At 63.3% G+C, this 23,988-nt stretch carries 23 protein-coding genes and 1 pseudogene; 11 read left to right on the forward strand and 13 right to left on the reverse strand.

The genetic code is table 11. From position 1 onward, the window contains the following. Nucleotides 1-38 precede the first annotated feature (38 nt). The 3 genes from X730_RS155800 (at nt 39) to X730_RS155790 (ending at nt 1,736) form a co-directional block, all read left to right on the forward strand. A complete protein-coding gene (locus tag X730_RS155800; RefSeq protein ID WP_023699792.1) occupies nt 39-950 on the forward strand; it encodes a LysR substrate-binding domain-containing protein in 912 nt (303 codons plus the stop codon). A 95-nt stretch (nt 951-1,045) separates the two neighbouring features. Next, nucleotides 1,046-1,321: a hypothetical protein gene (locus X730_RS155795; RefSeq protein WP_023753997.1), complete on the forward strand. Its 276-nt coding sequence runs from the start codon at nt 1,046-1,048 to the stop codon at nt 1,319-1,321. 79 nt (nt 1,322-1,400) lie between these two features. Next, complete coding sequence (locus tag X730_RS155790; protein WP_023753998.1) at nt 1,401-1,736, forward strand: hypothetical protein; 336 nt, start codon at nt 1,401-1,403, stop codon at nt 1,734-1,736. Nucleotides 1,737-1,814: 78 nt separating this feature from the next. Here X730_RS155790 and X730_RS155785 read toward each other — a convergent pair whose 3' ends face one another. From X730_RS155785 to X730_RS155750, 9 genes and pseudogenes are all read right to left on the reverse strand, one after another. Continuing rightward, nucleotides 1,815-2,843 (reverse strand): ROK family protein, encoded by a 1,029-nt coding sequence (locus X730_RS155785; protein WP_023825953.1) that lies wholly within the window; start codon nt 2,841-2,843, stop codon nt 1,815-1,817. Further along, nucleotides 2,843-3,568: a ribulose-phosphate 3-epimerase gene (locus X730_RS155780; RefSeq protein WP_031196728.1), complete on the reverse strand. Its 726-nt coding sequence runs from the start codon at nt 3,566-3,568 to the stop codon at nt 2,843-2,845. Before X730_RS155780 ends, X730_RS155785 begins: the two co-directional genes overlap by 1 nt. A 4-nt stretch (nt 3,569-3,572) precedes the next feature. Then, nucleotides 3,573-4,394: a sugar phosphate isomerase/epimerase gene (locus X730_RS155775; protein ID WP_023825955.1), complete on the reverse strand. Its 822-nt coding sequence runs from the start codon at nt 4,392-4,394 to the stop codon at nt 3,573-3,575. A gap of 38 nt (nt 4,395-4,432) precedes the next feature. Beyond that, on the reverse strand, nt 4,433-5,275 hold the full coding sequence (locus X730_RS155770) for a carbohydrate ABC transporter permease (RefSeq protein ID WP_023686993.1): 843 nt from the start codon (nt 5,273-5,275) through the stop codon (nt 4,433-4,435). A gap of 4 nt (nt 5,276-5,279) precedes the next feature. Beyond that, on the reverse strand, nt 5,280-6,176 hold the full coding sequence (locus X730_RS155765; protein WP_023825956.1) for a sugar ABC transporter permease: 897 nt from the start codon (nt 6,174-6,176) through the stop codon (nt 5,280-5,282). Between the two features lie 139 nt (nt 6,177-6,315). Continuing rightward, nucleotides 6,316-7,639: pseudogene (locus X730_RS01000000164275) on the reverse strand (sugar ABC transporter substrate-binding protein). Nucleotides 7,640-7,754: 115 nt separating this feature from the next. After that, entirely contained in the window at nt 7,755-8,900 is a 1,146-nt protein-coding gene (locus tag X730_RS155760) for an ABC transporter ATP-binding protein (protein ID WP_023825957.1), read from the reverse strand. Between the two features lie 89 nt (nt 8,901-8,989). After that, nucleotides 8,990-9,940 carry a PfkB family carbohydrate kinase gene (locus tag X730_RS155755; RefSeq protein WP_023825958.1) on the reverse strand — a complete coding sequence of 317 codons (951 nt, stop codon included), beginning with the start codon at nt 9,938-9,940 and terminating at the stop codon, nt 8,990-8,992. 3 nt (nt 9,941-9,943) lie between these two features. After that, on the reverse strand, nt 9,944-10,744 hold the full coding sequence (locus tag X730_RS155750) for a class I fructose-bisphosphate aldolase (RefSeq protein ID WP_023825959.1): 801 nt from the start codon (nt 10,742-10,744) through the stop codon (nt 9,944-9,946). 163 nt (nt 10,745-10,907) lie between these two features. Between X730_RS155750 and X730_RS155745 the strand changes: the two genes are divergently transcribed. From X730_RS155745 to X730_RS155735, 3 genes are all read left to right on the forward strand, one after another. Next, nucleotides 10,908-11,669, forward strand: a complete 762-nt coding sequence (locus X730_RS155745; protein WP_023724284.1) for a DeoR/GlpR family DNA-binding transcription regulator — start codon at nt 10,908-10,910, stop codon at nt 11,667-11,669. Between the two features lie 255 nt (nt 11,670-11,924). Then, complete coding sequence (locus X730_RS155740) at nt 11,925-13,073, forward strand: Gfo/Idh/MocA family oxidoreductase (protein ID WP_023825960.1); 1,149 nt, start codon at nt 11,925-11,927, stop codon at nt 13,071-13,073. A gap of 64 nt (nt 13,074-13,137) precedes the next feature. Then, nucleotides 13,138-14,070 carry an alpha/beta hydrolase gene (locus X730_RS155735; RefSeq protein WP_245261325.1) on the forward strand — a complete coding sequence of 311 codons (933 nt, stop codon included), beginning with the start codon at nt 13,138-13,140 and terminating at the stop codon, nt 14,068-14,070. Here the strand turns inward: X730_RS155735 and X730_RS155730 are convergent. Further along, nucleotides 14,058-15,080, reverse strand: a complete 1,023-nt coding sequence (locus X730_RS155730) for a LacI family DNA-binding transcriptional regulator (RefSeq protein WP_031196730.1) — start codon at nt 15,078-15,080, stop codon at nt 14,058-14,060. The two genes, X730_RS155735 and X730_RS155730, sit on opposite strands and share 13 nt — an antisense overlap. 225 nt (nt 15,081-15,305) lie before the next feature. Between X730_RS155730 and X730_RS155725 the strand changes: the two genes are divergently transcribed. Beyond that, a complete protein-coding gene (locus X730_RS155725) occupies nt 15,306-16,709 on the forward strand; it encodes an FAD-binding oxidoreductase (RefSeq protein WP_023825963.1) in 1,404 nt (467 codons plus the stop codon). On the opposite strand, the gene X730_RS155720 is transcribed toward X730_RS155725, so the two are convergent. Beyond that, complete coding sequence (locus X730_RS155720; RefSeq protein ID WP_023754010.1) at nt 16,706-17,350, reverse strand: YjbE family putative metal transport protein; 645 nt, start codon at nt 17,348-17,350, stop codon at nt 16,706-16,708. The genes X730_RS155725 and X730_RS155720 overlap by 4 nt on opposite strands. A 258-nt stretch (nt 17,351-17,608) precedes the next feature. Here X730_RS155720 and X730_RS155715 point away from each other — a divergent pair, with 258 nt between their 5' ends. From X730_RS155715 to X730_RS155705, 3 genes are all read left to right on the forward strand, one after another. Then, a complete protein-coding gene (locus X730_RS155715; RefSeq protein WP_023754011.1) occupies nt 17,609-18,250 on the forward strand; it encodes a ThuA domain-containing protein in 642 nt (213 codons plus the stop codon). Nucleotides 18,251-18,472: 222 nt separating this feature from the next. Then, entirely contained in the window at nt 18,473-19,504 is a 1,032-nt protein-coding gene (locus X730_RS155710; protein ID WP_245261326.1) for an OmpA family protein, read from the forward strand. A 56-nt stretch (nt 19,505-19,560) separates the two neighbouring features. Continuing rightward, nucleotides 19,561-20,805 carry a caspase domain-containing protein gene (locus X730_RS155705; protein ID WP_023695269.1) on the forward strand — a complete coding sequence of 415 codons (1,245 nt, stop codon included), beginning with the start codon at nt 19,561-19,563 and terminating at the stop codon, nt 20,803-20,805. Nucleotides 20,806-20,863: 58 nt separating this feature from the next. On the opposite strand, the gene X730_RS155700 is transcribed toward X730_RS155705, so the two are convergent. After that, entirely contained in the window at nt 20,864-21,427 is a 564-nt protein-coding gene (locus X730_RS155700; RefSeq protein ID WP_023687008.1) for a hypothetical protein, read from the reverse strand. A gap of 229 nt (nt 21,428-21,656) precedes the next feature. Here X730_RS155700 and X730_RS155695 point away from each other — a divergent pair, with 229 nt between their 5' ends. Next, nucleotides 21,657-22,193 (forward strand): OmpA family protein, encoded by a 537-nt coding sequence (locus tag X730_RS155695; RefSeq protein WP_023682635.1) that lies wholly within the window; start codon nt 21,657-21,659, stop codon nt 22,191-22,193. 79 nt (nt 22,194-22,272) lie between these two features. Here the strand turns inward: X730_RS155695 and X730_RS155690 are convergent, their stop codons facing one another. Then, nucleotides 22,273-23,928 carry a caspase family protein gene (locus X730_RS155690; protein WP_023754013.1) on the reverse strand — a complete coding sequence of 552 codons (1,656 nt, stop codon included), beginning with the start codon at nt 23,926-23,928 and terminating at the stop codon, nt 22,273-22,275. Between the last annotated feature and the right edge of the window lie 60 nt (nt 23,929-23,988).

Raw genomic sequence — 23,988 nt, forward strand, 5'->3', positions numbered from 1 at the left:
ATACAAACTGTCTGATAAAATCAGACAATGAGTGGCCTGTGACCGAACTCCTCAATCTCAATCGGCTCGTCTACTTCGCCACCGTGGTGGAGACCGGCTCGTTCACGGCCGCTGCCGACCGTCTCGATGTTGCCAAGGCTGTGGTCAGCCATCAGGTCGGCAAGCTCGAAGAAGAGCTTGGCGCCACGCTGTTGCGGCGCACGACCCGGCGCGTGACGGCGACCGAAGAGGGTCGTCTGTTCTATGACCGGACCGCGATCATCCTGCGCGAGGCGGAGGCAGCCTATGGCGACATTTCGCAGCGAGCGGCGCAGCCGACGGGGACGCTGCGGCTGACGGCGCCGCTCGATTATGGCGAGAAGGTCGTGGCGCCGACCATCGCCGCCTACATCAGAAAATACCCGAAAATGCGGGTCGAGACGATCTTCGACGATGCGGTCAGCAACCTGGTCGACGAGCAGATCGATCTTGGCATCCGCGTCGGCTGGCTTGCCGATTCCAGCAATCTGGCGCGGCGGCTGGGCAGCCTGCAGCAATTCGTCGTCGCCAGCCCGGAACTGGCCGCCAGGCTGCCTGGGGAAGCCAGCCCCAGGCAGGCGAAGTCGCTGCCCTGGGTCGGCAACGCCCAGTTGCGCGGGGTCGGCCAATGGCTGTTCTCGAGGGGCACGGAAACGGTGCTGGCCGAACTCAACCCCGTCGTCAGCTGCGACAAGACACCAGGCGTGCTGTCCTGCGTGCTGGCCGGCATCGGCCTCGGCATCTTTCCGGATTACAGTGTCGCCGACGACATTGCGCGCGGCCGGCTGGTGCGGGTGTTCGCGGACTGGACCTTGCCGTCCGGTGGCATCCATGCCGTCTTCCCGCCGGCGCGCTTCAGGCCGGCCAAGGTGCGCGCTTTCGTCGACCTCCTGGTTGCAGCCGAACGGCGGCGCGCGCGCAGTGCGGGCTGATTTCGGCACCGGCGGCAATGCCGGCGAGGGAACCTTTGTTCGGCAGGCGCTTTTGGATATGCTGCGATTCCGAACCGTCAGAAGGGGTACTGCCGATGACCACCAAGATCTTTGCGACCTGCATGCTCGCTCTCGCTGTCGGCTGCAGCCTGTCCACAGCGGCTGTCGCCAAGGACAAGCATCGCCATCGTCAGCCAGAACCCGAACGCTACGTCCCCGCCCATCGCGACATCATCTACGCCCTGTTCGGCGGCCCGCGCTACTATGACAAAATGCTGATCACCACGGCGGCCGGCCCGTGCTCTTACGACCGGGTCGGGCCGGACGCGAATGCGCTGAACAAGGTCAACGATCACCATTGCGGAAAGTAGATTGGTCCCAACGGCGGGGTTGTCCTGCGTCGCAGGTTTTACCGGCTGACGGCCGCCGCGAACTCGATAGAGACAGTCGATGACCGCTGATAAGAAATGGTCTCCGTCCGAAAAGAAAGTCGCCCGCACTGCCTATGACACAGCGTTGAAGGTGGCGCTCGACAAGACACTGGCTGAACTCAAGAGCAGGGCCCACGTTGCGGCAACGCCTTCCGAAATGTGGGATGTCGAAGACTTTCTGCGGCAGCAGCGACGGAAGATCGACCAGATGTTCGACTATCGCTATTCACAGCTAATACAGGTCTTCGCCAATCTCATCCGGCAAGGCTATCTCGAGGAGAGTCTCCTTGTTGGCTTGTCGGAAGACAAGCGGCAAACGATCCGAAAATACGCCAGCTGGAATCGCGAAGGATAGGGGTCCTCTTCGGGGACCTTGGCGCTGCATTCAAAACTGGACCATTCACCATCTTCGCGCGCGCCGCGCAGCTCGAGTTCAGCCATGGCGTGCCTCCGTGGCATCGGCGGTCGCGCCTCTGTCCTTGTCGTCCTGCGCCATCGCCAGCGGCGCACCCGGTTCGCCTTCCCACAGGATCAGGCTGGCGGCGCCGATCAGCCCGGCGCGGTCGCCGAGTTCAGCCTGCACGATCGGCACGTCGCGATAGGCCGGCATCGCCCGCTGCTGGATGACCGCTCTGATCGACGGTGCGAGAAGGTCGAACCCGTTGGAAACGCCGCCTCCCATGACAATCAGATCGGGCGAATAGAGATGAAGCAGGTTGGTGAAGCCGATGCCCAGCCATTGTGCTTCCGCCTCGATCAGGTCGAGAGCGTTGGCGTCGCCGGCCTTGGCAGCCTCTACGACATGCCTGGCCGAGACGTCACCGTCATTTGACAGCCGTCGTAAGAGCGAGCCGTCGCCCGGCGCGGTCAGTCGCGTGGCGCGGCGGCCGAGCGCGGTTCCGGAGGCAACGGCCTCGAAGCAGCCGATGGCGCCGCAAAAGCAGCGGTCGCCTTCACCGGTGATGGTCATGTGGCCGATCTCGGCCGCCAGTCCGCGCCTGCCGTGATAGATGTGGCCATCGGCGACGACGCCGCCGCCAATGCCGGTCGATACGGTCACGAACACCAGCGATCCGCTGCCGCGTCCGGCGCCAAAACGCCATTCGCCGAGCGCCGCCGCATTGGCGTCATTCTCCAGCCGCACCGGCAAGCCGAAATGCTGCCCCAGAATGTCGATCAGCGGCACGTCGTGCCAGCCGGCCAGCGTCGGCGGCGCGATCACGATGCCCGCCTTGGGGTCGAGCGGTCCCGGCGCGCCGACGCCGATGCCGGCGACGTTTGCCTGCGGGTGTTCCTTAAGCAGCGTGCCTGCCAGAGCGACGATCTGGCCGATCACCGCCTCCGATCCCGCACCGGCAAGCGTCGGCGCTGAAGCATGAGCGACGATGCGGCCAACGCTTTCGACCAGCGCACCGCGCAGCGCCGTGCCGCCGAGATCGAAGGCCAGCGCAAGCTTGGTCATCAGGCGGCGACCTCCAGCCCGTGCAGCCAGGCCATGCGCCGGGCAAGGTCGGGATCGCCAAAGGCCAGCGAGCCCAGCACCACGGTCTGCGCACCTGCGGCGCGCAGTAAGGGCACGGTCTCGTGGCGGATGCCGCCATCGGCGGCGAGCACGATGTCGGCCTCGCGGCCGGCTTTGCGCATCAGCGCGCGCGCCTCGATCAGGCGCGGACACGCCTGCTCCGACAGGCTCTGGCCCTTGACGCCGATGGAAGTTCCGAGCAGCGTCACGAACGCCACTTCCGGCAGGAAGGGCGTGACGGCCGCGACCGGTGTTTCCAGCCGCAGCACCACGCCGGCCTCGGCCCCGAGTTCACGCGCCAGTTTCACGGCGCGCAGACCGGTCTCGCCGTTTTCGGCGTGCACGCTGATCAGGTCGGCGCCGGCCTCGACGAACTGGCGCGTCTGTTCCTCGACGATCTCGGCTTCGACCATCAAATGGACATGGATAGGCTTTCCGGTGAGCTTGGCGATGTGCGCCACCAGGTCCGGGAAGAACAGGAAGCCAGGGGTGAAGCGGGCATCGGCGACGTCGATATGATGGACATCGGCATGGGTCTCGATGCGCTTCAAATCGTGCTCCATATTGGCGAGGTCGGCCGACCACAGCGAAAACTCGCCGATAAGCCGGTTGCGCGGCAGAGCGGCAATTGCGGCGGGGCCGGACAGGGGCTTGTTCGTCGTCATCGTCTCAGGCTCCGTAGCCGCGCATTGTCTGGCGGTTGGTTTTGACGGCGCCGGCAGGGTCGGCGGCGGCCGTTTCGGACTCTTCCTCCAGCACCAGCCAGCCGTTGAAATTGGGTGCAGCACCAGCGATCTCGATCACTTTGGCCGTATTGCAGACGCCCTTGCCGAGCATCGCCCATGTGCCGCTGGCATCGACATCCTTCAGATGCACATAGCGGATGCGATCGCGATAGGTGGTGAGCGTATCCGCCATGTCCTGGCCGCCGCGCAAGATGTGGCCGGTGTCCGGCACCCAGCCGACGAGCGAGGCGTCGACCAGCCCGAAGATGCGATCATAGTCGGCGCGGTCGAACAGCAGCGTGTTGTGATGCGAGCTTGGATGCACCGCGACCTGGACGCCGGCCTCGCGCCCGAGCTCGCCGGCTTTGTTGTAGACCTCGGCGGCGATGGCAAACTTGTCGTCGCGCGGCCCGTAGGAAACCATCGTGGCCGAGCCCATCGACACCAGCGCGCCGGGAATGGCGGCGGCGAAGTCGATCCAGCGTTTGGCGGTATCGAGGTCGGCGCCGATCTCATCCCTGAGCGTGAAACCGCTCTTCGAGCCGAAGGCGAAGGAGACGAGCGTCAGTCCGGATGATTTCAGCGCGGCCGCGAACTCCGCCGGCTTGCCGGCATAGCGGCCGATCATCGTGTCGGTGATCTCGATGCCGGCATAGCCGCCATCGGCGATCGCCTTGAGCAGATCGTCCGGGCCGCCGGCAAAACGGTCGCCGAGCATTTCCCAGGTAAAGGTCTGGCAGCCGACTTTCAGGTCTTTCACGGTCATCCTTTCATTCCTTGATCCACCTCCGTTGGAGGGACATCCTACTTGACCGACCCTGCGGTCATGCCGGCGAGGAAGAACCTCTGGGCAACCAGGTAGATGACCAGGAGCGGCAGCGAGCCGAGCACGCTCATCGCCATCATCTGGTTCCATTCGAAGGCGTGTTGCCCCATCAACAACTGGATGCCGATCGGGACGGTGCGCATGGACGTCGACTTCGTCAGTGTCAGCGCAAAGAGAAATTCGTTCCAGCACAACAGGAAGGTGTAGACCGACGTCGCCACGATACCAGGCAGTGAAATCGGGACGATCACCCGCCACAGTGCGGTCCAGCTGGTGCCGCCGTCGACAGCCACCGCTTCATCGAGGTCGCGCGGCAAGGTGTTCAGATATCCCGTCATCAGCAGGATCGCATAGGGCAGCGTAAACACCAGATAGGTCAGGATCAGCGCGACATAGGTGTCGAAGATGCCATACGAGACGACAAGCCCGAAGAAGGGGATCAAAAGCGTGATCGGCGGGATCGTCTGCGTGCTGATGATGAGAGTGTTGAGGCTGCCCTTGCCGCGGAAATTGAAACGGCTGAACCCATAGGCCGCCAGCAAGGCGATCAGCACCGTCAGCACGGTCACCGCTCCGGCCACGAAGTAGCTGTTGAAGAAGAAGCGCAGCTTTACCGGGTCGCCCAGGATGGCCGCATACGCTTCCAGCGTGAAGGCCTTCGGCAGGACGGTTGGTGGCAGGGCAAAGATTTCGGTGTTCGACTTGAACGAGCTGCTCAGCATCCAGTAGATCGGGAAGGCCGCGAAAAAGAGCCCTGCGGCAAGCGCGACATGGAGCGCGGCGGTGATCAGCCTGTCTTTCGGCGTGTGCATTTTCCTCATGTGACTACCGAGCCTTTTGATAGCGGATGTAGAACAGCGTCAGGCCGAGAGAGATCAGCAGGATGACCACGGCGCTCGCCGAGGCCTGCGACAGGTTGTAGCTCGAAAACGCCAGCTTGTATGTGTAGGTGCTGAGGACCTCGGTCGAGTAGATCGGACCGCCACCCGTCGTTATCCAGATCAATGGAAAGACCTGCATGGTCCAGATGAAGTCGAGCAGCGAGATGCTGATGATGATTGGCATCAGCTGCGGAATGGTGATGAAGATCAACTTCTGGTAGGCCTTCGCGCCGTCGATATCGGCGGCCTCGTAGAAATCCTTGGGAATGCCCTGCAAGCCTGCGAGCAGGCTGACCATGAAAAGCGGGTAGCCCGCCCAGATATTGGCGAAGGTGACGGCGTGCAGCGCGGTCGCGGGCGAGGAAAACCACTCGACCTTGGAACCGATGATGCCCATCTGCATGAGAACACTGTTCACGACACCATTCGGCTCAAGCAGAAGGCGCCAGATCACCGCGATAATTACCGCGGTGAACAGCCAGGGCAGTATGTACAGCACGCGCAGAATGTTGCGCAGCGTCGGATTGATGCGGTCGCTGTTCAGCATGAGTGCGAAGAGCATGCCGATGGTCATATGGAAGACGACACTCATGCAGGTGAAGTAGAGCGTGTGCCACAGCGAGGCCCAGAACACCGGATCGGCAAAGATCGCCTGGTAGTGTTTCAGTCCGGCAAAGGACGGGTCGCGACGCAGCACCGCGCTGTTCTGGAACGAATAGCCAATCACCGTCACCATCGGCAGCAGCATCAGAAGGCCGACTATGAGGAGCGATGGTGACAGATAGAGATACGGTGCGACCGCTCGTTTCAGTCGATGGTGGGAGCGCTTCTGCCCGGTCATGTGCGACCCCTGGGATGTGCCTTCAGGAGGAAGGTGCGCTTCAAAAACAGGTCCATCTCAAATTGCGATCCGTTGTTGACGGGTGGCCTGGCCGAGGCCGGGCCACCCGGTGGAAGATAGCAAACGGGCAATGGGCCGCTCAGAATTTCGCCATCCAGCCCTTTTGAGCGTTGGTTGCGGCTTGTTCCGGAGACTGCTCGCCGGCAAGCATCTTCTGAGCCTCCACGTCGAACTGGGTCATCAGGTCTTCAGCCACCGGCAGGCCCGTGAACTCGTTGGCGAGATAGCCGGTCTTGAAGATTTCGAAAGCCTTGGCGAAAGCCTTGTCCGAGGTCACGAAATCGGGCTTGGCGTTGACGTTCCCCGGGAAGGCGTTTGCAAGCGACACGAGCTTGGCATTCACCTTTTCACTCATCAGATATTGGACGAGCTTCCAGGCTTCATCCTGATGTTTCGAGGCGGCAGAGATGCCGATGCCCCAGGAGGCATAGGGAAGGCCGCGCTTGCCGTTGTAGTCCGCCACGACTGGGACCGGGATGAGGTCGAAGTTCAGCTTGGGATTGCGTTTGCGGATGAGATTCACATGCGCGAGCGAGTCGATCATCATTCCGACCCGATCGTTGACGAATTCCTCGACCTTTTCCTGCTCGGTCTTGGTGGCAATGCCGGGCGAGATGACGCCGGCGTCGTTCAGCGATTTGACGAAGGTGAGCATATCGACGACCGGCTTGCCCTCGAGAGCCGGCTTGCCTTCAACCATCATCGATTGACCCGAGGCCCAGACCCACGACATCAGGTCGTTCTGGACACCGGACGGCGTTTGCAGCGACAGCGGCAGCACCCAGCCATACTGGTTCTTGTCGGCATGGGTCATCTTCTTGGCGGCTTCGAGAAACTCCGCGCGGGTCGACGGCAGCTTGGTGACGCCTGCCTGGGCGGCGAGGTCCAGATTGACGAAGACCGGATAGACGAACGAAGCCACGGGAAACATCACCGCCTTGCCGTCCACCTTGATGATATCCGCGACCTGGGTCTTGTCGAACCCGCTCGCATCCATCATCGGGTTCATGTCGGCTAGCGCACCCTGCGCGTTCAGATTGTTCACCCAGGCGCCGTCGAGACCGACGACGTCGCTGAGCGTTCCGGTTGCGGCGCCGACCGAGATCTGGTCTCGCGTGNACCCAGGCGCCGTCGAGACCGACGACGTCGCTGAGCGTTCCGGTTGCGGCGCCGACCGAGATCTGGTCTCGCGTGGTCGCATAGGGACCGCTGACCAGCGTCACCTTGATGCCGGGGTTTGCAGCCTCGAAGTCGTTCATGATTGCCCTGAGCGATCCCGCCGGCAATTCGGGCTCCCACCATTGGGTGAATTCCAGCGTCGTGTCCGCCATGGCGCCGGTTGCACCAAGCAACCATGCGGCCGCGGCTATTTTCAGCATCGCGGGTCGTATCCGAAACATCATTTTCTCCTCCTTCTTCAAGATCGGCCGCACAATGCGGACGATCGTCTGTTCATTCAGAAGCCTTCTTGTATCTTCCGCAGGCACCTCGCTCCCGCCCGCGGTCTTCCGCAGATCTTCAGATCGCCAGATGCGTTTCGGGATCGAAGAAATGGAACTTGGCATCATCCACGGCCAACCGGATTTCCGAGCCGGAGCGGACGGCGCTGATCGGCTCGAACCTCGCCACCGCGTTCGACGCCAGGCCGAAATCATCCACCGCATCCGGATCGCCGGAGTCCACCCGGACCGCGTCGATGTTCATGTGGACGATCTGTTCGGAGCCGAGTTCCTCGATCGAGGTCACCCTGGCCGGTATCGTCTGATACTTGCGACCGGATTCAAGGCTGCTGTCATAAAGATCCTCCGGTCTGATCCCGAACACGACCTTGCGCCCCGCATACGACCTCAAGGCCGGCCTGCGCACGAAGGCTGCATCCTGCAGCCGGACGGCGAAGTCGCGAAAAGCGAGCTCGCCGCCCTTCAGGGTCGCCTCGAAAAGGTTCATCGAAGGAGAGCCGATGAAGCCGGCAACGAAGGCGTTAACCGGCGATTCATAGAGCCTCTTGGGTGTGTCGACCTGCTGCAGCACACCGCCTTTCAACACCGCGACTCTGTCGCCCATCGTCATCGCTTCGATCTGATCGTGGGTCACGTAAATGGTCGTGACGCCGAGCTGCTTTTGCAGGCTGGTGATTTCGGCGCGCATTTGCACACGCAGTTTCGCATCCAGATTGGAAAGCGGCTCGTCCATGAGAAAGGCGGCCGGCTCGCGCACCATGGCGCGGCCCATGGCAACCCGTTGACGCTGCCCGCCTGACAGGTTCGCGGGTTTGCTGTCCAGCAAAGACGTCAGCTGAAGAGTTTTGGCGATCTCGTCCACGCGCTTCTTGCGCTCGGCCTTCGGCTTGCCTGCCAGCCGCATCGAAAAGGCGATGTTTTCGGATACCGTCATATGCGGGTAGAGCGCGTAGCTCTGGAACACCATCGCGATGTCGCGGTCATTGGGCGGCATGTCGACGACGTTGACCCCGCCGATCCGAAGGCTGCCGCTGGTGATGTCTTCCAACCCCGCGATCATTCGCAACGCCGTGGATTTGCCGCAGCCGGAAGGCCCGACGAGGATCAAGAACTCGCCGTCCTTGACCGACAGGTTCAACTGGTCGATTGCGCGAAAACTGTTCCCGTAGGTTTTGCAGATCTTCTCAAGAATGACTTCTGCCATATTCCTCCCTCCACAAGTATAAGCCCTGATTTTTATGATTCTCCTGGGCTTGTGTTCGCCTGCGAAATGTTTCGTCGGATCGTTTCAGGTCATGCTCCAGCATCCACATGCGCATTTTTCAGGTCGACTGCTGACGGCGCGTTCGCCGATGCCAGGAGTTGCGTGACCTGCTCCTCGGTCGGAAGCGCCTCGCGCCCGCCACGCCCCGTTATCGAAACGGCCGCCGCCGCGGCCGCGAATGCGATCCGGCCCGCGGTGTCGGCTCCGCGCGTCAACGCATGGGCATAGGCGCCATGAAAGCAGTCACCCGCGCCTGTGGAGTCGACGACCGCAACCCGGTGCGGGGGCAGGTGCCAGAGACCTGTCTCTTCACGGCCGCGATAGTACACACCCCTGCCTCCATCGGTCAGAACCACGGCGGATCGCGATGGCAACCACAAGGCATCGAGCATCTCGGCAGGCGATCGGCGCCCCGTGGCAGTCCGTGCAAAGCTAAGTGGAAGAATGAGATGGTCGCAGAGCGCGATCAGCCGCTCCGTGGCGGGGCCGCTGCTCCATTCGATATCGCCGAGGATCGCAAGGCCGAGATCGCGAGCCCGAGCCACGACATCCAGCGACCCGGTCGCATAGCTATCGACGATCAGGACGGTTGCGCGGCTGAGGATATCGTCCGGAAAATCCGGAGCGGTGCCCAGCATCGCATCGTCGTCATACGCGATGAACCTTTCCCCGTCCGAGCCGACGGTGATCCGCGAGTGCACCGGGCGCGCGTCGGGATGGCGCGGCGCGAATGCGGTTTCAATACCGCTCGCCACGAGATCGAGCTGCACCGCGTCGTCCGCGGCACTGGCCAGCCATCCGACGAACCCGGCGGTTCCGCCGAGCCGCGCGACAGCGGCCAGCGCCGTCGCGACATTTCCCCCGAAGGCGCGGGTACTTTGCAGAACCTTACCCTTGCCCGCCGACAATGGCTGATCGACGTAGACGATGTCGTCGATCGCAATAGCGCCGAAGCCGAGGATCGAGGGGATGGTGGGCATCGTTCAGGCACCCGCCTTCGCCAGGGCGTCTTGCGCCGAAAGGCCGTCATGGATGACGCCGCGAAAGGCAAGCGCTGCCTTCTCCGGATCGCCGTGCCCCCAGAGATTGCGGCCGACCACGGCGCCGTGCGCGCCGGCACGGATGGCGTCCGCCGTCTGCTGAAGCGCGCCGAGCAGCGTATCGGTCTTTGGACCGCCCGCGATGACAACCGGCACCGGGCAGGTCCGGACGGTCTCTTTGAATGACTCGAAATCCCCGGTGTAGCCGATCTTGATCACGTCGACGCCGGACTCGTAGCCGATGCGCGCCGCATAGGCGATCTCGTCGGGGGTGAAGACGATCTTTGCTCCGTCGGTGAAATCGCGAGGGTAGATATGCGCCACCACAGGCATGCCGTAGCGGGCCGCCGCATTTACCGAATCGGTCAGCCAGCGTATGTATTTGCCCTCCGTCGCGCCGCGCACCGGAATGGCCACGGCCAACGCATCGGCCCCCGCGCGCACCGCGTCCTCGGGCGTTGCGATCAACTCGCTGATGCGATCGTCCGCGGTGAAGCAGCCCGCCTGAATCACCAGGGAAGCTTTGCCCGCATATTGCGGCCACAGATGGCGCGCGGTGCCAGGCTGGATGCTGACGTAGTCGGGTTTGCCCGCCATGACGCGTGCGAGCGCACCCGGCAGGTCGGCAAGGCCGCCTTTGCGCACGTCGCCATAGCCGACGAAGTGGTCGACCGCGCCGCCAAAGAGGTTCCCCGATGGATGCGAGAAGAGGCGCGCGAGGCGCACCTTGGTTCCTAGGCTCATGAGTCCAAAATTCCCTGATCGGTTGATTTAAAAATGCTCGATCCAGTGTTTCCGAAAGAAAAAAGAAAAACAATCTTTCGAAAGCTTTCGAATCTGCATATTTCTCCGTAAGGTGAGCCGAGGCCGGCGCGATTGCTCGGCGCAGGCAGGCAAGGGCAGGGCAATGTTGTCGGAGCAGAGACGCCAATCGATCCTGGGCGAGGTGCAACGCAGCGGACAGGTTCGCATCAAGGACCTGTCGGACGGGTTTGGCGTGTCGGAGGTCACGGTGCGCTCCGACCTCGAAATACTGGACCGCAAGGGACTGCTGACCAAGACCCGTGGAGGGGCGGTGACCCGGACCACCGATTCGACGACGGCCGCGTTCGCGCGGCGGATGCAAACGAACCTCGACGCAAAGAAGCGCATCGCCCGGGCGGCGCTCGACCTTTTCGAGCACAACCAGTCGGTCATCTTCGACGGTGGCTCGACCTTGATGCAGCTTGCCATGCAGTTACCGCCGCTCAGCAATGTCGTGGTCGCGGCCACGGCCATGAACATCGTGCAGCATCTTATGCATCGTCCCGGGCTCGACGTTCATATGATCGGCGGCCGGGTCTATCCCGACACGGTGAGCACGCTGATCACCGATGCCGATACGGCTCTCGGCGGCCTGGTAGCGCATCAGGTCTTTGTTGGAGCGCATGCGATAGACTCGTCACTGGATGTGGTCGACGTGAACGAAGACATGGCGCGAACGAAGCGAAACCTCGTTCGCATGGCCCGGCGCGTTGTCTTGCTCGCCGATTCGAGCAAATGGGGCGTCAGCGGGACGTCCAAGGCATTTTCGCTGTCGGCCGTCGATGTGGTGATCACCGACGATGGCCTGCCCGGTCCAATACGCAGCGAGCTTGATAGGATCGGGGCCAAGGTGATCTATGCCTGAACCCATCCCGGTCTCTGATGCGCGACGGAAAGCGCGCATGACCCACGGGCTTCGCAGCGGCCGTCGGCCGTTTTTCATGCCGGTCATGTTCTCCTCCTCACGCTGGCGGCCTCCCAATCCTGCGCCAGAACTCTCACATGCTCTATAAAAATTTTACGCGCGTCAACATTTAAAGTCCTGTATAGCGGATTGCGGGGGGTCGTGGGAACTGCAACGGTTGCGCAGCATGCCCTTGGCTTGGGAGGAAAGCTGGAAATGCACGGAAAATCAGAGACAAAGCTCGGCATCGGTGTCATCGGCTGCGGCAACATCTCGATGACCTATCTGCGCAATGCAGCGCTCTTCGGTGGTGTCGAGCTACGCGCCTGCGCCGACATTTCCGCTGACATGGCTGAGCTGCGCGCCAGGGAATACGGCATCCGCGCCCTGGGCGTTGACGCGCTGCTGGCCGACCCCGATATCGACCTCGTGCTGAACCTGACAATCCCCGCGGCGCATTTCGACATTTCGTTATCAGCGCTCTCGGCGGGCAAGCATGTCTTCACCGAAAAGCCGCTGGCAACTTCCGCCGCCGACGGCCGCCGCCTTGTCGCCGAGGCCGCGAAGCGCGGCCTGCTGATCGGCTCGGCGCCGGACACATTCCTGGGTGCAGCCGGCCGCCGCGCGCGCCGGCTGATGGATGACGGCGCCATCGGCAAGCCGGTGACCGGCACCGCCTTCATGATGGGACGCGGCATGGAGCACTGGCATCCCAATCCGCAATTCTATTATCAGCCCGGCGGCGGCCCGGTCTTCGACATGGGTCCCTATTACCTGACCGTGCTGGTCAACCTGCTCGGGCCGGTCGAGCGCGTCATGGCGATGGCGACGCGCGGCCAGGAGGAGAGGCTGATCACGGCCGACGGGCCGTTCAAGAACACGACATTCAAGGTCGGCACGCCGACCAACATAATGTCGCTGCTCGAATTCCGCTCGGGCGCCACCGTCACCTTCGGCGCCTCATGGGATGTGTTCAAACACTCCAACCATCCGATCGAACTGCACGGCACCGAAGGCTCGCTCAGGCTGCCCGATCCCGACACGTTCGGCGGCACGGTCTCGCTGTCGGAACGTGGCGCCGACTGGGCCGTTTTCGCCAGCGAGAGCGAACTCTACGGCGCCCGCAACTGGCCCTATTCCGCGCCCGACCGCGCCAATTACCGCATGCTCGGCGTCGCCGATCTGGCGCGCGCGCTGGCCACGGGCAGAAAGCCGCGCGCCTCCGGTGAGCTGGCGCTGCATGTGCTTGAGATCATGGAGGCGATCCTGGCTTCGGGCGAAAGCCGTGGCTCGGTTGCCGTCAACGGCACGGTCGACCAGCCGCCGCTGCTTGGCGAAGACGAAGCCGCAACCCTGCTTGCCTGACGGAGGTTCGCCCGTGACGCCATCGCCACCGTCCCCGTCGCCCCTAGATCCGGAGGCCCGGCATGTGCTCGAGCTCGGCAGCCAGGCCGGCGCGCCGCCGTTCGAAACGGGAACGCCTGAGCAGGCGCGCCGCGCCTACAATGAAGGCTTCCCGACCCTGCAAGGCGAGCGCGAGCTGGTCGCGTCGATCAGCGAGCGCATCATTGCAGGACCCGGCGGTCCGCTGAGGCTCAGGATCTATCGCGGGCAGGGCGCGCCTTCGGCAGGCGCTCCGGCGCTGCTTTATCTCCATGGCGGCGGCTGGGTGATCGGCAATCTCGACTCGCATGACGAGATCTGCCGCTGGTTCGCCAACGAGGCAGGCGCTGTCGTCGTTTCCGTCGACTACCGGCTGGCGCCGGAACACAAATTCCCGGCGGCAATAGAGGATTGCCGAGCGGCACTTGCCTTCATGCAAAGCGCCGCGGACGAACTCGGCATCGACGCTGCCCGCATCGCGGTTGCCGGCGACAGCGCCGGCGGCAATCTCGCCACGGTGCTCGGCCTGCTCACGCGGGGGGACAAAAATCCGCCGGCAGCGCAGCTTCTGTTTTATCCCAACACCGATGCCGGGCAGACGGCCGACAGCTATCGCCGCTTCGCCGCAGGCTTTGGCCTGACCGCCTCGACCATGGCCTGGTTCCGCGACCATTATGTCCGCAATGCCGCCGACATCGGCGACTGGCGTACCTCACCGCTGAAGGCGGAAAGCCTCGCCGGTGCGCCGCCCACCTTCATCGCCATCGCCGGTCACGACATCCTCGCCGACGAAGGCGAGGCCTATGCCAGGCGTCTGCAGCAGGCCGGCGTGCCGGTCGTGCTGGAACACTGGCCCGGTCAGATCCACGGCTTCGTCTCGATGGGCCGTCACGGCCCGGCAGCGAGACAGGCGGTTGCCGCCGCCATTGCCGCGTGGCGAAGCTTCGATCCTGCCTTTGGAAAGGCTCAAGCGGACTGACGCATCACCAGGGCGGCGTCGAGGCTGACCTTCGGCGCGACGTTTGCCGTATCCTCGTTGAGCAAAGCGAGCAGTGTCTCGACGCTGCGCCCCGCCATGGCGGCAAAATCCTGCGCGATGGTGGTCAGTGCGGGGCAGGTGTAGCGGCTCAGCGGATGGTCGTCATGGGCGGCGATACGCAGGTCGCAATCGGCCTTGCGGCCGATCTTCAGCCCTTTCGCGAAGGCTGCCGCCATCACGCCGAAGGCCAGGCGGTCATTCGCACACAGTATGGTCTTGCCCGGCAGGCCGCTGGCCCCGAGCATCTGTTCCATCTGCTCGTAGCCGATGCGCTCGAAATCCCATGTGTAGTCTCGGGTGTTGCCGATAACCACCGGCTCCTGGCCAAGCTGACGCATCGCGGCGACGTAACTGTTCAGGCGCTCCGGCGAATTGTGATTGACATGCGGGATGTCGAAATAGATCGGGGCGTCGCCGGAGCGGCAGAGATAGTCGACGATGGTCGAGACGCTCTGGGCATTGTTGTTGCCGACAAAGGGCGTGCCGCCTTCAAGATAGGTGTCGAAATAGACGACCGGCATTGTCTGGGTCAGCTTCTCCAGCGTGCGCCGGTCCGAACGCAAGCCGAGCGGCGCGATCAGCGCGCCCGAAACTTTCAGCGACAGGATGGTACGTGTCGCCTCCATTTCGAGCTCGGTTGAGCCATGCGAGGAGATGACGATCGGCCAGTAGCCCTCGTCGCGCAGCCTGAGCTCGATGCGGCTGACCATTTCGGAATAGAAGGGATCGGTGACCGTCGGTACGACAATGCCGATGGCGCGGGTGCGCTTGCGGTTGAGGTTGCGGGCAAACAGATTGGGCTGGTAGTCGGACGACCGCAACGCCTCTTCGATGCGCTTGCGCGTTGCCGGCTTGACGCTGGTCGGATCGTCGAAATATTTCGACAGCGTCGGCCTGGAGACGCCGCAGGAGCGGGCGAAATCCTCCATCGTCTTGTGCGTCATTGGCATTCAATCCTCGTCTGGCACGCGCCAGAACCTCGGTCATCCCTTGACGCTGCCCACGGTCCTGCAGCCGGCGCGTCCGCCACGCAACGGCAGACGAAATTTACAGGAAACGTCAGTGGGTTCAACGCGCAATGACAGATTATACCGTGCGTAAATTTGTTCAATTGACGCGAAAATTGTCGCGCATCAAAGTCTCGGTCACAAAGAGCGCTGAAAAGTCCAGGCACCATGACACAACAGATCGATCGGCTTCTTTCCCAGCTATATCGTCGGCTCGATGCCGCCGCGATTGTGATCGGCGATGCTATCGATCCGCGCTATGGCGACGACCTCTCCGGCAAGGGCGGCGGCCAGCCCGAACTGGTCTTGCGTCCGCGCGACGCCGCCGACGTCGCCGAAATCCTGCGCCTATGCAGTGGTATCGGCCAGAAGCTGGTCGTCCATGGCGGCCGCACCGGGCTGGCCGGCGGCGCGCGCGTGCAGCCGGGCGAAGCGGTACTGTCGCTGGAGCGCATGACCGCGGTCGAAGCGCCCGACCGCGCCGCGGCAACCATCATCGCGGAAGCCGGCGCGCCGCTGCAAATGGTGCAGGAAGCGGCCGATGCGTCCGGCCTGATGTTCGGCGTCGATATCGGCGCGCGCGGCACGGCGACGGTCGGCGGCAACATCGCCACCAATGCTGGCGGCATTCGCGTGCTGCGCTACGGCATGTACCGCGCCCAGGTGCTGGGGCTGGAGGCCGTGCTTGCCGACGGCTCGATCCTGACTTCGTTGCGTGGCCTGGCCAAGGACAATTCGGGATACGATCTCAACCAGCTTTTCATTGGCAGCGAAGGCACGCTGGGCGTGGTTACTCGCGCCTGCCTGCGGCTGCATCCCAAGCCCGCCACCGAGGTTGCCGCCTTTTGCGCCCTTGGCTCGCTGGAGGCGGCGATTGCGTTGCTGGGGTTGCTCAAGCAGCGGCTCGGGCCCTTGCTTTCGGCCTATGAGGTAAACTTCTCGCCGCTCTACGGCGCCATGATTGCCGGCATGGCCGCGCCGGCGCCGCTGCCTGTCGGCGCGCCCGTCTATGTGCTGGCCGAGATCCAGGGCAGCCAGGCCGAGCTGGACGGCGAGCGTTTCGCTTCGGTGCTGATGCAGGCGGTCGAGGACGGCATCGTCGACGACGTGGTCGTCTCGCAGTCGCCGCGCGAATTCCGTGCGCTATGGGATGTGCGCGAAGAGGCCAACCGATTCCTGTTTGCGATCGAGGGAATGCTCGGCGTCGACATCAGCATCCCGTTGGCGGCCATGGCGGATTTCCTGCGCAACGCCGAAGCCGCGATCCACGCCGTCGACAGCAGCGCCGAGATCTACGTCTTCGGCCATCTCGGCGACGGCAATCTGCACTATCAGGTCGACACCACGGAACCGGCGGCCGCCTATGAGATTATCTATCGCGGCGTGGCGGCATGCGGTGGCGCCGTCTCGGCCGAGCACGGCATCGGCCTCGACAAGAAGAAATGGCTGAACCTCGTGCGCAGCGACGCCGAGATATCGGCCATGCGCCGGCTGAAGGCGGCGTTCGATCCGCACAACATCCTCAATCCCGGGCGGATTTTCGATATCGTTCGATCGCCAGGAGGGATCTAACTTGCAGCTGGCGAGAGCAGCGCGTGGAAGTCGACCGTTCTCATCTGCTCGATGCCGTCCAGAGTCATATTTCCCGCGACATAGACGATGATCGCCAGACCGAGCCAGCCGATCCAGCGATACCTGGCAAGCAGCGCCGCCACCAGCGTCGAGGCGACCGCCATCAGAACCACCGACAGGATGAGACCGAACACCAGCGCATTCATGTCGTGGGCGGCGGCGCCCGCCACGGCCAGCACATTGTCCAGCGACATCGAGACATCGGCGACGACGATCTGCAGGATCGCGGTGCGCAGCGCCTTGGCCGGCCGCGCCGTCGCAAGTGCTGCGGCTTCAGTGTCGACGTCCTCGCCGTCGCCGGCCGAGCGCAACTCCTGGAACATGTTCCAGCACACCCAGAACAAAAGCATGCCGCCGACCAGCATGATCCCAGGAATTTCCAGCAGCTGCACCGCGATCACCGCAAAGACGATGCGGATCACCGCCGCCGCGGCAATGCCGGCGATGATCGCCTTCTGCCGCAACGCCTTGGCGAGGCCTGCGGCCGCCATGCCGATCACCACGACATTGTCGCCAGACAGCACAAGGTTGATGGTGATGACTTCCAGATAGGCGGCGACAGTCGTCTGGTCGAAACTCATAGAGCGGTCTCCCCGGAAGGCTCCGGCTGGTTGCGGGCGCATCGGACCGATGTCTGCGCAAACGCGAAGACAGCCGATTTGAGTGCAGCCCGGCATTGAAACAAGACGCCAGCGCGGCCAATCGGTCCTCATCCACGGAATTCATCGCCGGGTCGTGATTTCCGACCAGAAATGCCCGTCCCAGAATGCCCATCATGGAAGGGAAGACAAAAGCGTTCCGCTTGCCTATCAATATTGCCGACCAAAGGAGAGACGAGCATGAGCAAGACGGCACTGATTTTCTGGGGCGGATGGGAGGGTCACACGCCGGCCCGCAGCGCCGCTGTCGTCAGCGAGATATTGACCGGGCATGGCTTCGAGGTGCGGACAGAAGAGGGCACATCCGCGCTCGCCGATCCGCAGCTCCCGGTCATCGATCTGATCGTGCCGGTGATCACCATGTCGACGATCGAGAAACCGGAGCTGCAAAACCTCACCGCCGCCGTCAGCGGCGGAACCGGCCTTGCCGGCTTCCACGGCACAATGGGCGACAGTTTTCGCAACGAGCCGAACTATCAGTTCATGACCGGCGGCCAATGGGTCGCGCACCCCGGCGACATCATCGACTACCGTGTCGACATCATCAGCGACGATCCGATCGTCAGGGGTATCGAGGGTTTCGCCTACCATTCCGAGCAGTATTACATGCATGTCGACCCGAGCAACGAGGTGCTGGCGACGACGACGTTCAGCGGTGAGCATCTCGACTTCATCGACGGCGTCGTCATGCCCGTGGTCTGGAAGCGCCGCTACGGCAAGGGCCGCGTCTTCTTCAGCGCGCTCGGCCACACGGCGGATGAGTTTTCCGTGCCGCAAATGCGCACCATCTTCGAGCGCGGGGCGTTGTGGGCCAGCCGGTAACCGGGGCCTGTCCGAGCAAGCAACGGCGATATCACGCCTCCGCTACTCGCTAAGCCGCGGCTAACGCTCTATGCTGGCTGAGGTCACGGCGTTCGACCGCCGTCATCGCAACTGAAATGTGTTGTCACGGGGGACATGCATGTTCGGGGTCGTCGGATTAGTAAGGCATGGAAAGTCGTCGCAGCGCTGGCGTCCGCCCGCNCGCCCGCTCTGGTGGTCGTGGTGTTCGGTCTGTTGCTGCTTGCGCCGCAGGCGGCCAACGCGCAGCTGAACTGGACGCTCGATCCGGCGAATTCGACACTCACCTATCAATCGGTGAAGAAGAACACCATTGTCGAAACCAACAAGATCAGGAACCTCTCGGGCACGCTGACATCGGATGGCGCCGCCAAGGTCACGTTCGACCTCAACTCGGTCGACACCGGTATCGACCTTCGCAATGTCCGCATGCGCTTCCTGTTCTTCGAAACCTTCAAATTCCCGACGGCGGAAGTGACGGCGAAAGTCGATCCCGCCGCTTTTGCCGATCTCGCCACCAAACGGCGCATGAGCGCGCATATCCCGTTTCGCCTGAGCCTGCACGGCGTCGACAAGGACCTTGAGGCCAGTGTCGTGGTCACTATGATCACCGACAGCATGGTGTCGATCGCCTCGGAGGCGCCGGTCGCCGTGCATGTCGAGGATTTCGGCCTGTTGCCCAACATCGAAAAACTCCAGCAGGCGGCCAATGTCAGCAGCATCGTCCCGACGGCTTCGGTGTCGTTCGACTTCGTCTTCGCCGCTGATGGCGCCAAGCCTGCGGCCACGCCTGCCGTCGCGGCCGCAGCCCCAGCCGATGCCGGGCCGGTCGCCACAGATGCAGGCAAGACGTCCTTCAGCGACGATGAATGCCTGAACAGGTTCGAGGTGCTGTCGCGCACCGGCGCCGTCTATTTTCGCCCAGCCAGCGCTCGGCTCGATGAAAAGAGCCGCCTGCTGCTGGCCGAGGTGGTCGGCGTCGTCGGCAAATGTCCGAAACTGAAGGTCGAGGTTTCGGGCCATACCGATTCCGACGGCTCGCCGACGGCCAACAAGAACCTGTCGGAACGGCGCGCCAAGGCGGTCGCCGACGCGATCATCGCTGCGGGCATTCCATCGGCGCAGATCACGGCTTCCGGCTATGGCGAGGAAAAGCCGGTGGCGCCGAACGATACGCCGAAGAACAAGGCGCTGAACCGGCGGATCGAGTTCTCCGCCACGCCGCTCTCCAACTGAGCCGGTCCTTAACTGAGAAGGCCCGTCAACCGAAAAGGAATCCGGTGCGTTTGGACATGATTGCAAGTTGCGGCAACTTCATGCGCGGCATCGGCCTCGCCGTGCTGGCGCTTGCGTTGACCATGACCATTACCATGACCGCGGCCAGTGCCGAACGCCGCATCGCCCTGGTGCTCGGCAATTCCCATTACCGGAACGCGCCGGTGCTGCCCAATCCGGTGAACGATGCGCAGGCAATGTCCGATCGCCTGAAGGGGCTGGGCTTCGAAATCGTCTCCGGCCTCGATCTCACCAAGGCGCAGACGCAGGAAAAGATCGCGCAATTCGCGCGGCAGGTGCGTGGCGCCGATATCGCGCTGTTCTTCTATGCCGGTCATGGCCTGCAGGTCTCGGGCAGGAATTACCTGCTGCCTGTCGATGCGGCGCTGGAGGACGAGACCTCGCTCGACTTCGAAGCCGTGCAGGTGGACTTCATCCTGCGGCAGATGTCGCGCGAGACCAGCATCAGGCTGGTGTTCCTCGACGCCTGCCGCGACAACCCGCTCGCCGATGTGCTTGCCAAGGAGACTGGCGGCGACAGCACGGCAAGCAGCGGCCTTGCCGAAATACCGATCGAGAATGGCGGCGCCGGCACGCTGGTCGCCTTCGCTGCCAGTCCCAACCAGCTCGCCTATGACGGACCGGGCGAGCACTCGCCATTTTCGGCGGCGCTGCTTGCCCATATCGGCGAGGTAAACGTCTCGATCACCGAAGCGATGAACCGGGTTACGTCGGATGTGTTCAAGGCCACAGCCGGACGCCAGCGGCCCTGGATCAACGTTTCGCTGACCACCGATGTCGTGCTTCACAAGGTCGATCTCAAGGCGCCGCTGATCGTCGGCGATTCCGGCCCGGCTGCGCCCGAAGGCGATACGCAGGCGCGCACCGGCGCGGCCGCCAATCCGCCGGGTACGGACGCCGGCGAGCAGGCGCTGGAACAGCTGCGTGAGGAAATTCCGAAGCTGGGCTCGGACGCGCCAATCCTTTTCGATGTTCCGGTCAATTTCGGCGACCCGGCGATCGACGGCAAGAGCATCGCCCAACTCATCCAGGGCAAGCCGCACTTCAGTCCGGTCGAGGGCCTGGAAAAGTCCGTCTGGGACAACCAGTGCAGCAACTGTCATCAATGGACCGAGGAGCGGCTGTGCGACCAGGCCAAGACCTACGTCACCAATGATGCCTCGGTGTTGCGCCTGCAACACCCGCTGGGCACGCGCTTCAAGGTGGCACTCGGCAAATGGGCGCAAAACGGCTGCAAATGAGACCGCCAACAATGGGTTGGATCAGATTTCAATGAAATCTCATCACGATCCAGAGCAATCAGGCTCGGCGCAGCGCCTCGGTTTCGGCCAGATGGATGCCCATCTCGACAAAGGCGGTGAGCACGGAGAAACGGTCCGCCACCGCAACCCGCGCCAGTCCGGCCAGTATGCCGGCATTGACGGCATGCGCAGCCGGCAGCGGCCGCAGCCTCGACCCGTTGGTCTGCGGCGTCAGGCCATTGATGTGCCGTTGCGCCGCTAGCGCGATCCAGCCGGCAGGCGTGTGCTGCTGCGTCATCGCCGCCCCGGCGACAGCCTCCCGGCGGGTTGCATTGTTGGGGTCGCCGACCCACTCCTGGATCAGTGTCAGCGTTGCGAGGTCCTGCTCTTCGAGCAGCTCGGTCAGATGCCCCAGGCACTCATGGCCCCACCAGATTGCGGCCCGGTCAGGCAGGAGATAGGCGCAAAAGGTAATCGCTTCCTCGGGGATGCGCCCGGCCATCAGCCGGCGGCAGAACTCGAGCGAGGGTTGGTCGGTCGGAACGGCCGTCATGTCCCGGGCGACAGCCGTGTTCGCGGCGAAGAGATCGCGTGCGGTCTGGAATCGAAGCCCGTTGACCATCGCTGCTGTTATCCTCCCCCAGCCCTCACTCAACCCGCCTGCGAGGCGCGGGTCAAGTCTGTCGACCACCACATGTCCATGACGTTGTTCACAGACAAACGCCTCACGGTTTGGTATATTCCACAGCCGACCGTGATCTCGACAGATCATTGTCGAACAGGAAGAGTTGGCCCGGATCCATGGATCGGGCCTGAGTGAAAATCGGATGCTCGAAACGGGAGTAACCGTTATGCAGCGGCACATTTCAGTCTTGGCATTGGCGACCGTGCTTTTCTCGACTCACGTCTATGCCGACCCACTTCAGAAATCGGAAGACATTGTGAAGTTCTTTGCCGGCACGATCGATCACGGCGCGGCACGCGGGATTTGTGTCGGCACCGAGGACGAGTGCAAGAGCAAGACCGGCCAGAAAGAAAAGCCTCCGGAGAAGACCGGCCTCGATATGCTGATCAATTTCAGCCTGGATTCGTCCGAGCTCGACGCCAAGGCGCGCAGCGAACTCGACGAATTCGCCAAGGCGCTGAAGGACGATCGGCTGAGCAAGCTGTCCTTCGTCGTCGAAGGCTATACCGACGCATCCGGCTCGGCGACCTACAATGAGGGGCTGTCGCAGCGCAGGGCGCAGTCGGTGACGGCCTTCCTCGAATCCAACGGCATCGAAGCCACCCGCATCAAGGCGGTCGGTCTCGGCGAGGCCAATCCACGCAACCCCGACCCCTACGATCCCGTCAATCGCCGGGTCGAGATGCGGATCAAGGCGCAGTAGCGTCGCCGGCTGCGTTTTCCGGCCATCAACGCCGCGCGTCCAACGGACACGCGGCGTTTTTGTCGTTCGATGTGATCGATCAGTTCTTGAGCACGCCGCCGACCGCTACGCCGGTGCCGAAGATCAGCGCCTTGGTCAGGAAATCATTGTTGTCCCGCGGCGGCGGCTCATCCTCGCGCACGACCTCCCGGTTGCGCCTTTTCTGCACGAACTGCTGTTGTCGGCGCGGCTTCTGGGCGTACTGCTTCTTGCGTGGCTTTTCCGCCACCGGCTTCAGCGTGCGGGCCTTCTGCACCATCTGTTTTTTCGGCTTGTCCACGCCGGTCTGGTCGGCCTCATGCTTGGCACGCACGGCCTCCATCATCGGATCCGTCTGGATAACCAGGAATGCCAGTTGCTCGCGCGTCAGGAAGGTGGTCGGAGGCAGCCCGTTCCCCTCTTGCCAGTCGCCGATCGCTTGCCGGGTCTTGGCGCCGATATTGCCGTCAACGCGGCCAAGCTCGTTGCCCAGCGCCTCGACGCGCAATTGCAGGTCGATGCGGCCCTGGCGATCGAGACCGATCGCGTTCTCCGTCGCCTCGGTGCCCAGCACCTTCTTCATGTCGTCCGAAATGCCGACCGAGGTGCGCACGGCAGAACCCGAGTTCGCTTCGTCGGCATCGAGCGCTGCCACCTGCCGTTCCTGGGCTTTCGGATCGTTCAGCGCATCGATGTTGAGCCGCGCCACCGTGGCGAAGCGGCCATTCGGGAACTGTTCGAGATAGGCTTCGTAGAATGGCGCGGTGTTGCGCTTCGAGGCCTCGTCCCAAAGCCGCTGCTCGACTTCCCACGAAGGCGGTTCGCTGGTGACGAGAGCAGGAGCGGGCGCTGCCGCGGCGTTCGCGTCATCGGCGGCCGGTTTTACCATCGGTGCGGCTTCGGCGGCCGGTTTGCCAAGGAAGACCTCGCGGCCCAGCGATGCGTTGTGCCATGGCCGCTGGCGGCCTTGCGTGGTCTCGGCCACTTCGCCGCGCACCCGCGTCAGCGCACTCTGGATCTCGACGCCGGGTTCGGTCAGGTGCCTGGCGAGCGCGGTCGAGTAGGGGCTGTCGACGCCGTTGCCGTCAAAGGCGATGGCGCCCGGGTCGGTGGCATAGGCAATCAGGATGCCGCCGGTGCCGACGCCCTCTGATTTAGGGTCGATCGGCGCCAGGCCGGTGCCCAGCGCGGTGGAGCGGGTCTTCGGCATCGCGGCCGCCAGTGTGCGTGCCAGCGGATTGTCGCGGCAGGCATCGAGGATGATGACGCCGACCGCCGGGTCGGGCGGCAGTGCGGCCATGAAGTCGTCGATCTGGACGGTGCGGGTCTTGAGATAGGCAGGTGACGTCAGTTCGGCGTCGACCGGGATCAAAAAGTTCTTGCCGTCGACCTGCATGCCGTGGCCGGCATAGAAAATGACGGCGAGGTCGGCATCGTAGGACTGCTCGGTGAATTTGCTGATCAGGCTGTGCATGCCGGCATTGTCCTGGTCGACGCCCTCGATCACCTCGAAGCCGGCATTGCGCAGCGTCGATGCGATGAGATGCGCGTCATTGGCCGGATTGGGCAACTCGACGGCATGGACGTATTTGCTGTTGCCGATGACCAGCGCGACGCGTTTGACGCCACCGGCATCCGGCGCCGCCGCCTGGACGGTGCCAAGCGCGGTCAGCACTAACAGAACAATTCCGCTCAAAAGGACGGCAAACGCTTTCATGGGATCGGCCCTCCGCCCCAATGGGGCGCGTTATTGATGGCTGCGCATGCTAAATTTCAC

The organism is Mesorhizobium sp. L103C131B0 (assembly GCF_000502275.1).
GTDB lineage: Bacteria > Pseudomonadota > Alphaproteobacteria > Rhizobiales > Rhizobiaceae > Mesorhizobium.

What these genes read in the sequence shown, in the direction of transcription:
- X730_RS155795 (WP_023753997.1), top strand. Translation starts at nt 1,046, where the DNA reads ATGACCACCAAGATCTTTGCGACCTGCATGCTCGCTCTCGCTGTCGGC.
- X730_RS155790 (WP_023753998.1), top strand. Translation starts at nt 1,401, where the DNA reads ATGACCGCTGATAAGAAATGGTCTCCGTCCGAAAAGAAAGTCGCCCGC.
- X730_RS155785 (WP_023825953.1), bottom strand. Translation starts at nt 2,843, where the DNA reads ATGACCAAGCTTGCGCTGGCCTTCGATCTCGGCGGCACGGCGCTGCGC.
- X730_RS155780 (WP_031196728.1), bottom strand. Translation starts at nt 3,568, where the DNA reads ATGACGACGAACAAGCCCCTGTCCGGCCCCGCCGCAATTGCCGCTCTG.
- X730_RS155775 (WP_023825955.1), bottom strand. Translation starts at nt 4,394, where the DNA reads ATGACCGTGAAAGACCTGAAAGTCGGCTGCCAGACCTTTACCTGGGAA.
- X730_RS155770 (WP_023686993.1), bottom strand. Translation starts at nt 5,275, where the DNA reads ATGAGGAAAATGCACACGCCGAAAGACAGGCTGATCACCGCCGCGCTC.
- X730_RS155765 (WP_023825956.1), bottom strand. Translation starts at nt 6,176, where the DNA reads ATGACCGGGCAGAAGCGCTCCCACCATCGACTGAAACGAGCGGTCGCA.
- X730_RS155760 (WP_023825957.1), bottom strand. Translation starts at nt 8,900, where the DNA reads ATGGCAGAAGTCATTCTTGAGAAGATCTGCAAAACCTACGGGAACAGT.
- X730_RS155755 (WP_023825958.1), bottom strand. Translation starts at nt 9,940, where the DNA reads ATGCCCACCATCCCCTCGATCCTCGGCTTCGGCGCTATTGCGATCGAC.
- X730_RS155750 (WP_023825959.1), bottom strand. Translation starts at nt 10,744, where the DNA reads ATGAGCCTAGGAACCAAGGTGCGCCTCGCGCGCCTCTTCTCGCATCCA.
- X730_RS155745 (WP_023724284.1), top strand. Translation starts at nt 10,908, where the DNA reads ATGTTGTCGGAGCAGAGACGCCAATCGATCCTGGGCGAGGTGCAACGC.
- X730_RS155740 (WP_023825960.1), top strand. Translation starts at nt 11,925, where the DNA reads ATGCACGGAAAATCAGAGACAAAGCTCGGCATCGGTGTCATCGGCTGC.
- X730_RS155730 (WP_031196730.1), bottom strand. Translation starts at nt 15,080, where the DNA reads ATGCCAATGACGCACAAGACGATGGAGGATTTCGCCCGCTCCTGCGGC.
- X730_RS155725 (WP_023825963.1), top strand. Translation starts at nt 15,306, where the DNA reads ATGACACAACAGATCGATCGGCTTCTTTCCCAGCTATATCGTCGGCTC.
- X730_RS155720 (WP_023754010.1), bottom strand. Translation starts at nt 17,350, where the DNA reads ATGAGTTTCGACCAGACGACTGTCGCCGCCTATCTGGAAGTCATCACC.
- X730_RS155715 (WP_023754011.1), top strand. Translation starts at nt 17,609, where the DNA reads ATGAGCAAGACGGCACTGATTTTCTGGGGCGGATGGGAGGGTCACACG.
- X730_RS155705 (WP_023695269.1), top strand. Translation starts at nt 19,561, where the DNA reads ATGATTGCAAGTTGCGGCAACTTCATGCGCGGCATCGGCCTCGCCGTG.
- X730_RS155700 (WP_023687008.1), bottom strand. Translation starts at nt 21,427, where the DNA reads ATGGTCAACGGGCTTCGATTCCAGACCGCACGCGATCTCTTCGCCGCG.
- X730_RS155695 (WP_023682635.1), top strand. Translation starts at nt 21,657, where the DNA reads ATGCAGCGGCACATTTCAGTCTTGGCATTGGCGACCGTGCTTTTCTCG.
- X730_RS155690 (WP_023754013.1), bottom strand. Translation starts at nt 23,928, where the DNA reads ATGAAAGCGTTTGCCGTCCTTTTGAGCGGAATTGTTCTGTTAGTGCTG.